Origin of the sequence: Paracoccus angustae (assembly GCF_042648745.1) — a bacterium.
GTDB classification, from domain to species: Bacteria; Pseudomonadota; Alphaproteobacteria; order Rhodobacterales; family Rhodobacteraceae; genus Paracoccus; species Paracoccus angustae.
The window spans coordinates 1-14309 of sequence record NZ_JBHRXY010000051.1; the positions used below are offsets into that span (position 1 = coordinate 1).

General features: G+C 63.5%; 14 protein-coding genes. 12 read left to right on the forward strand and 2 right to left on the reverse strand.

The window, feature by feature from the left end:
* Positions 1-213 precede the first annotated feature (213 nt).
* Positions 214-2901, reverse strand: a complete 2688-nt coding sequence (locus ACFOM8_RS21025; RefSeq protein WP_377764317.1) for a molybdopterin-dependent oxidoreductase — start codon at positions 2899-2901, stop codon at positions 214-216.
* Positions 2902-3262: 361 nt separating this feature from the next.
* On the opposite strand from ACFOM8_RS21025, the gene ACFOM8_RS21030 reads away from it, so the two are divergent.
* Positions 3263-3592, forward strand: a complete 330-nt coding sequence (locus tag ACFOM8_RS21030) for a hypothetical protein (RefSeq protein WP_377764319.1) — start codon at positions 3263-3265, stop codon at positions 3590-3592.
* Between the two features lie 252 nt (positions 3593-3844).
* Positions 3845-4366, forward strand: a complete 522-nt coding sequence (locus ACFOM8_RS21035; RefSeq protein WP_377764337.1) for a DUF2478 domain-containing protein — start codon at positions 3845-3847, stop codon at positions 4364-4366.
* A 147-nt stretch (positions 4367-4513) separates the two neighbouring features.
* Here ACFOM8_RS21035 and ACFOM8_RS21040 read toward each other — a convergent pair whose 3' ends face one another.
* The gene (locus ACFOM8_RS21040; RefSeq protein WP_377764321.1) at positions 4514-5419 is read right to left on the reverse strand and encodes a LysR substrate-binding domain-containing protein; all 906 of its coding nucleotides are present in this window, start codon (positions 5417-5419) and stop codon (positions 4514-4516) included.
* Between the two features lie 96 nt (positions 5420-5515).
* Between ACFOM8_RS21040 and ACFOM8_RS21045 the strand changes: the two genes are divergently transcribed.
* The 10 genes from ACFOM8_RS21045 to ACFOM8_RS21090 are packed head-to-tail and all read left to right on the forward strand — an operon-like array spanning position 5516 to position 13720.
* The gene (locus ACFOM8_RS21045; RefSeq protein ID WP_377764323.1) at positions 5516-6622 is read left to right on the forward strand and encodes an NAD(P)/FAD-dependent oxidoreductase; all 1107 of its coding nucleotides are present in this window, start codon (positions 5516-5518) and stop codon (positions 6620-6622) included.
* Positions 6597-6914 carry a (2Fe-2S)-binding protein gene (locus tag ACFOM8_RS21050; RefSeq protein ID WP_377764324.1) on the forward strand — a complete coding sequence of 106 codons (318 nt, stop codon included), beginning with the start codon at positions 6597-6599 and terminating at the stop codon, positions 6912-6914. Before ACFOM8_RS21045 ends, ACFOM8_RS21050 begins: the two co-directional genes overlap by 26 nt.
* Positions 6911-8290: an FAD/NAD(P)-dependent oxidoreductase gene (locus tag ACFOM8_RS21055; protein ID WP_377764326.1), complete on the forward strand. Its 1380-nt coding sequence runs from the start codon at positions 6911-6913 to the stop codon at positions 8288-8290. Before ACFOM8_RS21050 ends, ACFOM8_RS21055 begins: the two co-directional genes overlap by 4 nt.
* On the forward strand, positions 8287-9051 hold the full coding sequence (locus tag ACFOM8_RS21060; protein WP_377764327.1) for an ABC transporter ATP-binding protein: 765 nt from the start codon (positions 8287-8289) through the stop codon (positions 9049-9051). Before ACFOM8_RS21055 ends, ACFOM8_RS21060 begins: the two co-directional genes overlap by 4 nt.
* A 22-nt stretch (positions 9052-9073) precedes the next feature.
* Complete coding sequence (locus ACFOM8_RS21065) at positions 9074-9856, forward strand: ABC transporter substrate-binding protein (RefSeq protein WP_377764329.1); 783 nt, start codon at positions 9074-9076, stop codon at positions 9854-9856.
* A gap of 48 nt (positions 9857-9904) precedes the next feature.
* The gene (locus ACFOM8_RS21070) at positions 9905-10594 is read left to right on the forward strand and encodes an ABC transporter permease (protein ID WP_377764331.1); all 690 of its coding nucleotides are present in this window, start codon (positions 9905-9907) and stop codon (positions 10592-10594) included.
* Between the two features lie 2 nt (positions 10595-10596).
* On the forward strand, positions 10597-11358 hold the full coding sequence (locus tag ACFOM8_RS21075; RefSeq protein WP_377764332.1) for an ABC transporter permease: 762 nt from the start codon (positions 10597-10599) through the stop codon (positions 11356-11358).
* The gene (locus ACFOM8_RS21080) at positions 11355-11699 is read left to right on the forward strand and encodes a RidA family protein (RefSeq protein ID WP_207467191.1); all 345 of its coding nucleotides are present in this window, start codon (positions 11355-11357) and stop codon (positions 11697-11699) included. Before ACFOM8_RS21075 ends, ACFOM8_RS21080 begins: the two co-directional genes overlap by 4 nt.
* Positions 11696-12622: an arginase gene (rocF, locus tag ACFOM8_RS21085; protein ID WP_377764334.1), complete on the forward strand. Its 927-nt coding sequence runs from the start codon at positions 11696-11698 to the stop codon at positions 12620-12622. The genes ACFOM8_RS21080 and rocF overlap by 4 nt, the downstream gene beginning before the upstream one ends.
* A gap of 9 nt (positions 12623-12631) precedes the next feature.
* On the forward strand, positions 12632-13720 hold the full coding sequence (locus tag ACFOM8_RS21090; RefSeq protein WP_377764336.1) for an ornithine cyclodeaminase: 1089 nt from the start codon (positions 12632-12634) through the stop codon (positions 13718-13720).
* Positions 13721-14309: the final 589 nt, after the last annotated feature.

Consider the following 14309-nt stretch of genomic DNA (forward strand, 5'->3'; position numbering starts at 1 on the left):
CTCGTCGATCTTGTCCCGATCAATCTCCATGGACTGAGCATACTACGGTCAGACTGGGGCGGGAATCGGGCGGTTACGGAACGGCAGGGGGCGCCTTCGGTCATGGTGCCTGCCGGCCGTGTCCGATGCTGTCCCCAGGAAAGGCTCGGCAAAGGTCCGGGGCATTCCTGCGAGTGCGGGGCCAGCCATCCGGCCGACCCCGCACTGTGGGGATCAGTTCGCTACAGCTGCGTCCGAGGCGTTGCGCATCAGGAAGTCGGTGACAAGCGCCGCTTCGTCGTCATCCAGACCCGCGCGCGGGAACATCGAGGGCGTGATGCCGCGCCATTGCAGCTGCGTGAAGCCGCCCGGATCGCGGGGGCCGTGGCAGACCGTGCAGCGCTGATAGAAGATGCGCTCGCCTTCCTCCATTTCCGCATAAAGCGACTCCACGATGTCCGCCACGCGGTCCAGGCCCAGTTCGGATTCGTCGATGGCGGCGAACTGGTAATCGGTCAGGATGGCCGGCTTCTGGTGGGCCTGGTTCGGACGTTCCGCGTCCTCGCATTTGGCGACCGAGGCCACGCAGGTATTGGCGATAGTCGCCTGCGTCAGCCCCGAGGCCGGGCGTTCCGAGGTGATCCAGTTGATCTGCCCGGAATTGCAGCGCCCCTTGCTGTCCAGATCGGGCCAGGCCCCTTCATACAGCGACATGACGCCTGGCATGATGTCGTCCGACAGCACCGCCCCGGCGATCACCGCGCCGCGTTCGTTGCGGATTTCCACCAGATCGCCATCGGCGATGCCGCGCGCCTCGGCGTCCTGGCGGTTCATCCGCACGGGTTCGCGTCCGTCGATCTTGTAAAGCTCGCGCAGCTTGGCCGAGTTGTCCATCTGGCTGTGCAGGCGATACCAGGGATGCGGGCTGACGATGTGCAGCTGGCCTTCCTTGGCGTTGCCCAGATATTCCAGCGGTTCCTGCCAGACGGGCATGCCGGGGTTGTCGGCCACGTTCATGTCGGCGATGGAGGAACAGAACATCTCGATCTTGCCCGACAGCGTGTGCAGCGGGTTTGCCTCGGGGTCTTCGTAAAAGGCGCCGTGGCGCACCCATTTGCGGGCCTCGGGGGGCGCGGGTTGCAGGGCATAGCCCTTTTCCCAGAACTCCTCGAAGGGCGTGGTCTTCGACGCGCCGGTGCGTTCATAGGCCGCGCGGATGTGGTCCATATAATCCACGCTGTCGGTGAACTGCGCCCAGAGACCCATCCTGTCGGCAAGCGCTTCGAAGATCTCATAGTCGCTCATCGACTCGCCCAGCGGTTCGATGACTTTCTTCATCGCGTAGATCTTGTCGTTGGAATAGGTGCCCCCGACCGAGATGTCGTCGCGTTCCAGCGTGCTTGACGCGGGCAGCACGATGTCGGCCCAGCGGACGGCGGCGGTCCACCAGACGTCCTGGCTGACGATGGTGTGCAGCTTGCCAAAGGCTTTCAGCAGCCGGTTCAAATCCTGCTGGTGCGAGACAAAGTTGTTGCCCGCGTTGTAGATCATGTGGATCTCGGGATAGGTGCGGGTCTGGCCGTTATAGAAGAACTCCTTGCCCGGATTTTCCAGCATCTCGACGATGCGGCTGGCGGGGCACAGCTTGTCCACAAGGTTCTTGCCCGCCGACAGGCCGGTCGGCGTCGGCTGGCCCGACTGCGGCATCCCGCCGCCGCCATAGTGCCAGGAAAAGCCCACGCCCTCGCCCGGCTTGCCGATCTTGCCGATGAGCGCTGCAAAGTTGATGATCGCGTGGTGGGTCAGTTCGCCGTGATGGGCGCGCTGCAGCGACCAGGCGCCTGCGAACTGGGTGCGCGATTTGGCGAAAAGCTCGGCCATCTCGCGGATCTTGTCGGCCGGGATGCCGGTGATGCCCGCGGCCCAGTCAGGCGTCTTGGCGGTGCCGTCATCCTCGCCCTTGACATAGGCGATCCAGCGGTCGGCGCCGGTCGTGTATTTGTCCATGTAGGCGCGGTCTTCCAGACCTTGTTCCAGCACATGATGCGCCATGCCCAGAAACAGCGCGATGTCGGTGTTGGGCACGATCTGCACCCAGTCCGAATCCAGATAGTAATCGGACGCCGTGCGCTGCGGGTTGATCGAGATGAAGCGGCAGCCCGCGTCGCGGATCTCGGCCCAGGGGCGCGACATGCCGTGATCGGCCACGGTAAACTCGATCCGGTTGTTCTTGACCGGGTCGCAGCCGACCAACACGAAGACCTCGGTGTTGTCGCGCACGACCTCCCATGCGGTCTGGGGGGAATAGACCTCCATGTCGCCGATGATGTGGGGCAGAGCCACCTGGCTTGCGCCGGCCGAGAAGTCGCCCTGGGTGATGGAACAGCCGCCGACCAGGTTGAAGAAGCGCTGCTGCATCACGTTGGGGCGGAATGACCCCGCGTTCGACCAGCCGCCATAGGACGAGCTGAAGATCGCTTCGTTGCCGTGTTCCTCGATGGTCTGGACGATGGCATTGGCGGTCAGGGCCAGCGCGGTGTCCCAGTCGACCTGGACGAATTCCTCCTTGCCGCGCAGTTCCGGCTTGGTGTCGCCGCTCTGCCAGCCGTCCAGATAGGACTTGCGGACCATCGGATAAAGGATGCGCGACTCGTCATAGGTGCGGTCCATGACGCCCAGCATCAGCATGTCAGTGGGCTGATGGTCGAGTTCCGTGATCGGAGAAATCGCAGTGATGCGCCCATCCCGCACGACCGCCTCGAAGGGGCCGTAATGCGAGGCATGGAAGACCCGCTGGCCATGCGAGTTCGGGTCGATGGCAGCAAGAGCAGAGCTGCCCATCAGGTGGCCAAGGCTGGTCACTCCAACCGCTGCCGCACCGGCCTGCATGAAGCCACGGCGGGAGATTTGAAATGCAGTCATGGGCTCATCCTTCTATCTTGTGTCTGCAGTGTTTGAACCTCGCGATGCGCGCGGTCCTTGATCTGGAACAAGACAACCATCACAAACAGGCCTTCTTGTTGCAGCAGAACCCAATGGAAGGTGAAGTTCAACCTCCAGACGGTTGAACGAAAGAGCCATTTACGCGTTCATGACCTAGGAGCGTGCAAAGGAGATGGATGCGATGCGTGTGATGTCTGGGATCTTTGGACCTGCAGCGGTAGCGCTGATCCTTGTTTCGCCGGCGCTTTCCCAGGAAGCCCCTTCTGCTCCAGCCACACCTGACGCTGCGCAACCAGAGGGTGCGGCACCCGAGGGTTCAGCGCCTGCCAATCCTCACGCAATGCTGCCCGCGCTGACAGGAGGCCCCCTTGGCTCGCCGACTGCCCTGCGCGGCAATCCGGTGCCGGGCACCTCGACCTCGATCCCCACAGCCAATCCGGCAACTGTCACACCGCTGCCCGCACGCGAGGGCAAGCCGGTCGAGCGCGAGGATACTGGGATCGATGGCCAGTGCGATCCGGTGGTCAGCCTGAACACCTGCCCGCAGCGGCCCGAGGCCGACGTAACTCAGGCTGTCACAACTGACGTTCCGGATGCTGATGCTGATGCAGTTGCTCAGCCTCAGACAGGGCAGACCGTGCCTGAAGAGGAAAGTGGATCGGGGAACTGACCTGCCGCCGCCTTTCGTGCCCTGCGCCTTGTATCCGATGGATCTGAGGGATGCTCTCGGGTCTTGGGAGAGGGATTTACACCCTGAGGCGTCTGCCCTGGAGAGCATCAATCGCCTCGGTCTATGTGACTTTCTGGCGCAGGCGGCGTCACTGGCAGGCACCGGGAGATCGGGCTAGGCTTCACTCGATTTGGCCCGGATCTAGACCGCAGCAAGCGGATCTTCATGCAGCTTGTTATGGGAATAACAGAAATGTCTCTCGGTTACGTCAGCCTGCCCGGACGCGGCGCAAACGACCGGTTCCTGGCTCAGGTTGCCGCCCGATTGCAGGACCGGGACCTGAAGCTGGCGGGAACCGTGCAGACCAACATCGAGCGAGCGGATCGGACAAAGTGCGACATGGACATTGTCGTCCTGCCCGATGGGCCGGTCCTGCGTATCAGTGATGATCGCGGCAACCTTGCCCGTGGCTGCCGCCTGGATGCAGGTGTCCTGGAACAGGCCGTTGCCGGCGTCTCGCGCGCAATGCCCGGCGCCGATCTGCTGATCGTCAACAAGTTCGGCAAGCAAGAGGCCGAAGGGCGCGGCATGGCGCCGCTGATCGCCGAGGCTCTGGAACGAAATCTTCCGGTTCTGCTGGGGGTCAATGGCCTGAACCTACCGGCCTTCCAGACCTTTGCTGGCGGGCTTGAAACCGCTCTCGCGGCTGACATCGATCAGGTTGTGGAGTGGTGTGTGAGTGCTGGATGTCATCTCCACGAACCTGCTGGATGAAATCATTCTCAGCTTGATACTGGGGGAAAAGCGAACTGCTGCTTGAATTGAGATTAATCCCACGCTGACTTCGCGGTCGTGCAGCCTTGACGTGGCTGACGGTGTCACCCCCTACATCCTTTGGCGGTCCGCGCATGTTTGGTTAGGTTAGCGTTGCGATGCCAGATCATCAAATCGGCTTCTGACCCGTTCGATAAGATCGTGGACCAGCCGTGATGATGGCCCAAGGGCAGGGGTCAGAATATCATAGGTGAAGAGTTGTTCCGGCGAGATGGGCCGAACTTGCACCATTCCAAGTTTGGCGCAATGCAGTGCTGTGATCGGTTCGATGATCGAAACTCCAATGCCAGCGGCCACCATCCCGCAGATCGCGAAGGAGAGTTGCGCCTCGGCCACGACGCGAGGCCGGACCTTGCGCACGGAAAAGAACTGATCGGTGTCCGATCGGGTGCTTATCTCGCTTCCCAAGGCGATGAACGGCTGCTGGTGAAAGTCCTTGGGTTCAAGGACTGGTTTGTCGCACATGAAGTGGCCGAGCGGCAGGACCGCCAGCATCGGCATGGTTCCCAAGGGTTCGCGCCGCACCTGAGGAAGATCAAACTCCAATGCACTGAAACCCACATCGAACTGTTGGGAACTCAAATGTTGGATCACGGCATGTGAACTGCGGACCCGTAACGATACTGATATACCTGGTCTGTCCCGGACGAAATCAGCCACGGCGGCAGGCAAGAACTGCAATCCCAAGGCAGGCATTGCCGCAATTTTTAGGCTCCCGCTTCGGTATTGGCGGATGTCATCGGCCACGCGCGAGATTTCGCCAAGTCCGACAAAGGACCGCCGCACCTCCTCATAAAGCGCATTGGCTTCGGGCGTAGGCACCAGGCTGCGGCCGGTCCGGGCGAACAGCGCGAAACCCAGTTCCGCCTCGAGATCGGCGAGAAGGCGGCTGACCGAAGGCTGGGTCAGAAACAGCAGGTCGGCGGCCGCCGTAACCGAGCCACTTTCGACGATGGCGCGGAATGCTTCGATCTGGCGATGCGTCAGCTTCATACATGTTCCATAGCATTTACGCATGAATAGCATAAGATTTCAGATTTTACACATGGCGCCTTCGTCTGGCATCTGATGATGCGAGGAGATCGAGCAATGTCGACAGACGCAGGCACAGCAATCATCGGCGGCGGCATCGTGGGGCTGTGCGTGGCCTTGGGTCTGGCCGCGCGCGGGCAGGACGTGCTGGTGCTGGATGGCCGTGATCGTGACATGCGGGCCTCGCAAGGGAATTTTGGCCTGGTCTGGCTGCAGGGGAAGGGCGCGGGCTGCGCGCCTTATGCCCGTTGGTCATTGCAGGCGGCGCGTGCCTGGGCCGGTTTCGCCGAGCGGCTGTCATCGCTGTCGGGGATTGATCTGGCGCTGTGTCAGGATGGCGGATACGAGTTTTTTACTGACCGGCAGGAGTTTCAACAGTTCTGCCAAGATCTGCACCGCCAGGCCGACACGCTGGGCAACGAATTTTCATTCGAATGCTTGAGCCACAGCGATCTGGCGCACCGGCTTCCGGGCATCGGCCAACAGGTTATCGGCGCGACTTTCTGCCCGTTGGACGGCCATGTGAACCCACTGCGGCTGCATGTCGCACTGCGCAAGGCATGTCTTGCCAGCGGGGTGCGCTTTACCGGAAACGCCAGTGTGTCGGCGGTGCGCGCGAAGACCGACGGCTTTGAAATCTTTTGTGACAACCGTCAGGCGCTCCGTTCAAACCGGATCGTTCTCTGCGCAGGGCTGGGGGCTGCGCAGCTTGGTCCGCAACTGGGCTTCCGCGCGCCAATTCGTGCGCAGCGGGGCGAGCTGCTGATCACCGAGCGTGTTGCCGACCGCCTGCCATTCCTGTCCAGCACCATCCGGCAGGTCGATGAGGGTGGGCTTCAGATCGGCGGCACAAAGGCCGACGCCGACGTCGATACCGAATCCACCGATCAGATGGCCGGGTTGGCGCGTCATGCTGTGCAGGTCTGGCCCAATCTGGCCGACATTCGCGTGCTACGGTCTTGGGCGGCGCTGCGGGTGATGACGCCCGACGGCTATCCGATCTATCAGCGCTCGGCCGATCACCCCGGCGCATTTCTTGTCACCTGCCACAGTGGGGTCACGCTGGCGCCGTTGCACGCGACGCGACTGGCCGATTGGATCGACGGCGATCCCTCGGCCCCCGATCTGGAGGCTTTCGATGAACGCCGCTTCGCGCTTTCGTGACGCGCCGGGCGCAATCCCGCGCACCATCCGCATGACCTTCAACGGCGAACAGGTTCTGGCCCGCCCCGGCGAAAGCGTCGCCGCCGCGTTGCTGGCCCAAGATGGCGGCGCTACGCGCAGTACGCCCGTCACCGGGGCAGGGCGCACGCCATACTGCATGATGGGAGTCTGTTTCGACTGCCTTGTGACCATCGACGGCCGCCACAACATTCAAGCCTGCATGACCCCGGCGCGCGACGGCATGGTCATTCACCGCCAGACCGGCGCCCGCCGGATCGGGGATACACCATGACTGCGGATCTTGTCATCATCGGCGCCGGTCCCGCCGGCATGGCCGCCGCACGCATCGCGGCCGACGGAGGGATGCGGGTCACGCTGCTGGACGAACAGGATCGCGTCGGGGGCCAGATCTATCGCAATGTCGCGAATGCCGCAGGACGGGACTGGCTGGGCGCGGATTACGCCAAAGGCGCCGATCTCGTCCGGAGGCTGGATCATCCTTTGATTGCCTATGAGCCGCGCGCGATGGTTTGGCGCCTCGACCCGCAGCAGGGCGTGATCTGGTCGCGCGATGGACAAAGCCACATCACCCATGCCCCTCATCTTCTGATCGCCACCGGCGCGCAGGAACGTCCGGTGCCGTTCCCCGGCTGGACCCTGCCCGGGGTCATGCCCGTGGGCGCCGCGCAGATCCTGATGAAGCAGTCGGGAATGCTTCCTCGTGACGCCATTCTTGCCGGGGCGGGGCCGCTCCTCTATCTGGTCGCGGCGCAGATGATCGCCGCCGGATCGCCGCCGCAGGCTTTGGTCGAGACAGGCTCCGACCTGTTGCGCGCCTTGCCCAGACTGCCGCAAGCGATGCCGGGCGCCATGACGCTGGTCAAGGGTCTAGGCCTGATCCAGCGCATTCGCGCGGCAGGCATCCCGCGCCACCACAGCGCAACGAACTTCCGGGCGGTGCAGACCGACGAGGGTCGGATCACGTTCAGCTTCACCACGCGCAAAGGCAGGCAGGAGCTGGAATGCGGCCTGCTGCTGACGCATCTGGGGGTCATTCCCCAAACCCATCTGACGCGTTCGATGGGTCTTGAACACGAGTATGACCCTGCTCAGCAGGCATGGCGCCCCAAGTTGGATGCTCTGGGCCAATCGTCGCTTGATCATGTCTTTGTGGCAGGCGACGGCGGCGGCATTGGCGGCGCAGATGTTGCAAGGGCGCAGGGCGCATTGGCCGCACTGGCGATCCTGCATCGTGCCGGCCTGATGAATAGGGCGGAACGTGACGCGCGTGCCCGGCCGCAGCAGCGCGCCCTGTCGCGCAGCCTGTCGGTGCGCCCGTTACTGGACGCGGCCTATCCCGTCCCACCCGCCTTTCTAGCCCCGCCGGACGATACGATCGTCTGTCGTTGCGAGGAAGTCACCGCCCGCACCATCCGCGAGGCGGCGGAAGACGGCGCTCATGGCCTGCGCCTGATGCGCACCGCCCTGCGCACCGGCATGGGTCCGTGCCAAGGCCGCATGTGCGAGGTCACTGTCATCGGCCTGATCGCTGAGGCGACCGGCTGCCATCCGTCGACCATCGGACCAGGCCGTGTCCGCACTCCTGTCAAGCCCGTTACCCTGGTCGAGCTCGCCGCGCTCGGCCGCCAGCCGGAGGAACCAGCATGACTGAACCCGCCCTGCGCGTGGAAAACATCCGCAAGAGCTTTGGCGACCACGAGGTGCTGAGAGGCATCACCATGACCGCCGAAAAGGGCGACGTGGTGGCGATCCTTGGCGCCTCCGGGTCGGGCAAAAGCACTTTTCTGCGTTGCATCAATCTGCTGGAAACACCTACCGACGGCACCGTCTGGCTTAAGGGCGAGGAGATGCGCATGACCAGCCATCGGGGCGAACGCCGTCCCGTCGATCACCGGCAGGTCGAACGGATGAGGTCCAAGCTGGCGATGGTGTTCCAGGGCTTCAACCTGTGGTCGCACATGACGGTGATGGAAAACATCATCGAAGGCCCCGTCCATGTCCTCGGAACGCCCCGGCGCGAGGCGCGGGACAAGGCCGCCGCCCTGCTGGCCAAGGTCGGACTGTCCGACCGTGCCGAGTATTATCCCGCCCATCTGTCGGGCGGCCAGCAGCAACGCGTGGCGATCGCCCGCGCCCTGGCCATGGAGCCCGACGTGATGCTGTTCGACGAGCCGACCTCGGCGTTGGATCCTGAACTTGTGGGCGAGGTTCTGGCCGTGATGCGCGCCCTGGCCGACGAGGGCCGCACCATGCTGGTCGTCACGCATGAAATGGCATTCGCCCGCGACGTGTCATCGAAGACGGTGTTCTTGAACAAGGGCGAGATCTGCGAACAAGGCGCGCCCGCCGACCTGTTCCGCAGTCCGCAAACCGAGCAATTCCAAGCCTTTCTGTCCCGGATGAACTGACAAACCAGTGGAGGAGACCACCATGATCAGACGAACCCTTCTTGCCGCCGCCGCCCTTGCAGCCCTTGCCACCGGCGCCCTTGCCCAGGACACCCTGCGCATCGGGGTCGAAGGCGCCTATCCCCCGTTTTCGTACAAGGAGGCCGACGGCGGCCTTGCGGGCTTCGACATCGAGATCGCCAGGGCGCTGTGCGCGCAAATGAAACGCGAGTGCGAGTTGGTCGAACAGGAATGGGACGGCATGATCCCGGCACTCAAGGCGCGCAAGTTCGACGCCATCGTGGCCTCCATGTCGATCACCGAGGAACGCAAGCGCCAGATCGACTTCTCTGACAAATACTACAAGACCCCGGCCCGCGTCGTGGCCCCAAAGGACTCGGGCCTCCAGGGCACCGCCGAGGGGCTGGCGGGCAAGCGGTTGGGCGTGCAGCGCGGCTCCACCCACCAGTGCTATGCCGAGGCGAACTTCCCCGATGCCGAGATCGTCCTTTACGGCACCCAGGACGAGGTGTTCCGTGATCTGACCTTAGGCCGCATCGACGCGCAGCTGTCGGATTCGCTGATCGCGCAGGAGGGTTTCCTGTCCAAGCCCGAGGGCGCGGACTATGCCTTCCTGCCAGGTGATCACACCGATGTCGAATGCTATGGCGAAGGCGTGGGCGTGGCCGTGCGCAAGGGCGATGACGAACTGCGCAATGCCTTCAGTGCGGCGATCACCGCAATCCGCGACAACGGCACCTACAAGACCATCAACGACACGTACTTTCCCTTCGATATCTACGGCGGTCGCCCCGAGGGAATGTAACGGCAGCCGGGGACGCATCCCGCGCCCCCTCCAACCAGCGAGGCGAGGATGGATCTTCTTCTGGAATATCGCGAACAGCTTCTGGCCGGGCTTGTCACCACGGTCCAGCTTGCCCTTGCCTCTCTGGTGCTGTCCGTGACGATGGGGCTTTTAGGCGCATGGGCCAAGCTGTCGGCCAGCCGCGCCGCCAATGCCGTGGCAGGCGCCTATACGACGGTGGTGCGCGGCGTGCCCGACCTGGTGCTGATCATGCTGGTCTTCTTCGGCGGTCAGGTGACCGTCAACGGCCTCGGCGCGGCCACCGGCCTGTGGAACTATGTCGAGATCAGCCAGTTCGCCGCCGGCGCGCTGACCATCGGCATCATCTTCGGAGCCTATTTCACCGAAACCTTCCGGGGGGCAATCCTGGCCATCCCGCGCGGACAGATCGAAGCGGGGATCAGCACCGGCATGTCCCGTCCGCTGCTGTTCCGCCGCATCATTTGGCCGCAGATGGTGCGCTATGCGCTGCCGGGTTTCGGCAATAACTGGCTGGTGCAGCTGAAGACAACGGCTCTGGTGTCGGTGATCGGCTTGCAGGATCTGGTCTACAACGCCTTTGCGGCGGGCCGGTCCACGGGGGCGCTGTTCACCTTCATGGCGGCGGCCTTCGTGATCTATCTGGCGTTGACAGCAGTATCCGATCTGGGGCTGCGCGCGCTGGAACGCCGCTACAGTCGCGGCGTGGCGAGGGCGTGAAGATGGAAAATCTGCTCTCCTGGTTTCCTCTCGACTTGGCATTGATTGCCGAAAACTTCGACCGCTTCCTTTACGGGGTCGGGGTCACGTTGGGCCTGACCTTCCTGTCGCTGGCCTTGGGCGGCGCAATGGCGGTGCCGCTGGCCGTGGTGCGCGCGTCCCGCCACCGGGTTCTGAACCCGGTGGTCTGGGTCTACACCTATATCTTCCGGGGCACGCCGCTGCTGGTGCAGACCTATCTGCTGTATTACGGCGCAGGGCAGTTCGAGTTCGTCCGCAACAGCTGGCTCTGGGATCCGGTGCTGTCGCAGGCGTGGTGGTGCGCCCTGATCGCCTTCACGCTGAACACGGGCGCCTATACCACCGAGCTTTTGCGCGGTGCCATCGCGGACACGCCCAAGGGCGAGGTCGAGGCCGCCATCGCCACCGGAATGTCAAAACGTGCTCGACTGAGCCGCATCGTGCTGCCCTCGGCCTTTCGCCGCGCCATTCCGGCCTATTCGAACGAGGTGATCTTCATGCTCCACGGCTCGGTCGTGGCCAGCACCATTACGCTGCAGGACATTCTGGGGGTCGGACGCTGGCTTAACGGACGATACTATCTCGCCTACGAAGGCCTGATCACCGCGGCTGTCCTGTACTTCATCATCGTCTTTGCAATCACGCGGGTCTTTCGCTGGTTGGAGCGGCGCTATCTGCGCCATCTGAACCGCCGCCGCGAACCCATCGCCCGCAACATCGCGCCACCCATGGGGGTCAAATGATCGAACGTTTCCACACCAACCAGCGGATGAGCCGCATCGTCCGCCACAATGGTACCGTCTATCTGTGCGGCCAGGTGGGCGAGGGCGCGACCGTCGCGGAACAGACCCGCGATTGCCTGTCGCGCGTCGATGCCCTGTTGACGGAGGCCGGATCGTCGCGCCGCGACATCCTGGCTGCCACTGTCTGGCTGGCGCACATGGCCGATTACGACGCCATGAACGCGGTCTGGGACAATTGGATGCCCGAAGGCTGCGCGCCCGCCCGCGCCTGCGGCGAGGCGCGGCTGGCTGGGTCCGACCTGCTGGTCGAGGTGGTCGTGACGGCGGCGGTGTCGGCATGAAGGGCAAGACCTGCATCCTGATCGGCGCTGGCCTTGACTGCGGCAAGCGCCGGCGCGGCTGTTCCATGGGCCCGGAAGCATACCGCGTGGCGGGCCTTGCCGCGACCCTGGCCAATCTTGGTTGGTCCGCCGAGGATCGGGGCGACGTGCCCGGCCCCAAGGCGCCGCAACCCTCGGCTCCCGGGCAGGTCCATGCCCGCGCGGAGACTGCCGAATGGACCCGCCTCCTGGCGGATGCGGCGCGCAAGGCAATGCCTGACGGCTTTCCGATCTTCATGGGCGGCGATCACGCCCTGTCCCTGGGCACCGTGTCAGGCGTGGCCGATCACGCGGCAGGGCAGGGGCGCCCGCTGTTCGTGCTGTGGCTGGACGCCCATCCTGACATTCACAACCCGGATACCACCGCCTCGGGTAACCTGCACGGCACGCCCATCGGCTATGTCACCGGTCAGGCCGGTTTCGACGGCTTTCCCCTTGTGGCGAACCCCGTACCGCCGCAGAACATCTGCTTCATCGGCTTGCGATCGGTCGATGGCCCGGAACGCGCGGCGATTCAAGCGGCGGGGATGCGCGCCATCGACATGCGCCAGATCGACGAACGCGGCATCGCCGCTCCCCTGGCCGAGTTCATCGAGCAGGTGCGCGCGGCAAAAGGCATGCTGCACCTGTCGCTGGACGTTGACTTCCTTGACCCCTCTATCGCCCCCGCCGTCGGCACCACCGTGCCGGGCGGCGCCACCTTCCGCGAGGCGCATCTGGCAATGGAGATGCTGCACGACAGCGGCCTTGTCACTTCGCTTGATCTGGTCGAACTGAACCCGTTTCTGGACGAACGCGGACGCACCGCGTCGCTGATGGTCGATCTGACCGCCTCCCTGTTCGGACGCCGTGTCTTCGACCGCCCCACCCGCAGCTATTCCTGAAGGATCATCATGCCTGCCCCCAAGCCCTCTGAACTGGCCTTTATCCGCTTCGTCAGCGTGGAAAACATGATGCGGCTGGTTCACAGCATCGGCGTCGAGACCGTGCTGAAGGACCTTGCCCGCTACATCGAGGACGATTTCCGCCGCTGGGATCTGTTCGACAAGACCCCGCGCGTGGCCGCTCATTCCGAAGATGGCGTGATCGAACTGATGCCCACATCGGACGGCGTCAGCTATGGGTTCAAGTATGTCAACGGCCATCCCAAGAACACGAAATCGGGCCTGCAGACGGTGACCGCATTCGGCCTGCTTGCGCGTGTAGACACCGGCTATCCCGAACTGCTGACGGAAATGACGCTGCTGACCGCGCTGCGCACCGCCGCCACAAGCGCCATGGTTGCCCGCCACCTTGCGCCGAAGGGCGCCACCACCATGGCCATGATCGGCAATGGCGCGCAGTCCGAGTTCCAGGCCTTGGCCATGCGCGCGATCTGCGGGATCGATCGGCTGCGGCTTTACGACATCGACCCGGCTGCGACGGCGAAACTGGTGCGCAACCTCTCAGGTCTTGGCTTCGATCCGACTGCCTGCAAGACCGCGCAGGAGGCCATCGAGGGCGCGCAGGTCATCACCACCTGCACCGCCGACAAGCAATACGCGACGATCCTGACCGACAACATGGTCGGCAGTGGCGTCCACATCAACGCCATTGGCGGCGACTGCCCCGGCAAGACCGAACTGCACGGCGACATCCTGCGCCGATCGGATGTATTCGTGGAATACACCCCTCAGACCCGGGTCGAGGGCGAGATCCAGCAGATGCCCGCCGATTTCCCCGTCACCGAGATGTGGCAGGTCATCGCGGGCGCTGCGCCCGGCCGCACATCGGATCGCCAGATCACGTTGTTCGACGGCGTGGGCTTTGCCATCGAGGACTTTTCGGCGCTGCGCTATGTGCGCGACCGGCTGGAAGGCACCGGCTTCTTCCAAAGCCTCGACATCATCGCCGATCCGGACGATCCGCGCGACTTGTTCGGGATGCTGACCCGGGCGGGCGCCTCATCCGCCGGGATGCAGCGCGAAGGCGCCATGCTTTGACGTCATCGCGCAAGGCCCATGCCTTGCGCGATCCGTCCTGCCGTCAAATTTGACCAAATGGTCAATAATCGGATTTATGGAACAATAATCGTTTACTATCAATGATTTGCCCAATTATTATAACACCATCTTCATTGGGATGGTTCAGCTTGTGCGACAGTTCTAATGTGCCGTGCGGCTTCCACAGGCTATGTTCATAGCCATGCTTGGGTGCCGTCAAAGCTGACGGATCAGTCTGAGTGCATCTGTGTCACGCCTTCGTTCTACATCGGGATATAAGAATAAGAGGTAGACTGGGATTCAGTCCGCTTGGCAGACTCGCGTAAGTCCAGTGCTTGGCCCATCTGTGCCAGTGCCCTCCCGAGAGGCGTGTCACCACATTGGAAACTAGCGAAGCTACCTAGATCGAGCGATGCCACATGCTCGGCCTCGACGGCCTTCCTGTCAGCCCGTGCGAGATCATCATCATCCGGCAAGGAAGGACGGCCGGACCAGCGACCAAGAAGCGCCAGGGCACGCTTGGGTGCGAAAAGACGATACGCATTGCTGACCTGCCGAACCTGGGGGCCGCGGCCTTCATTCGGGGTTG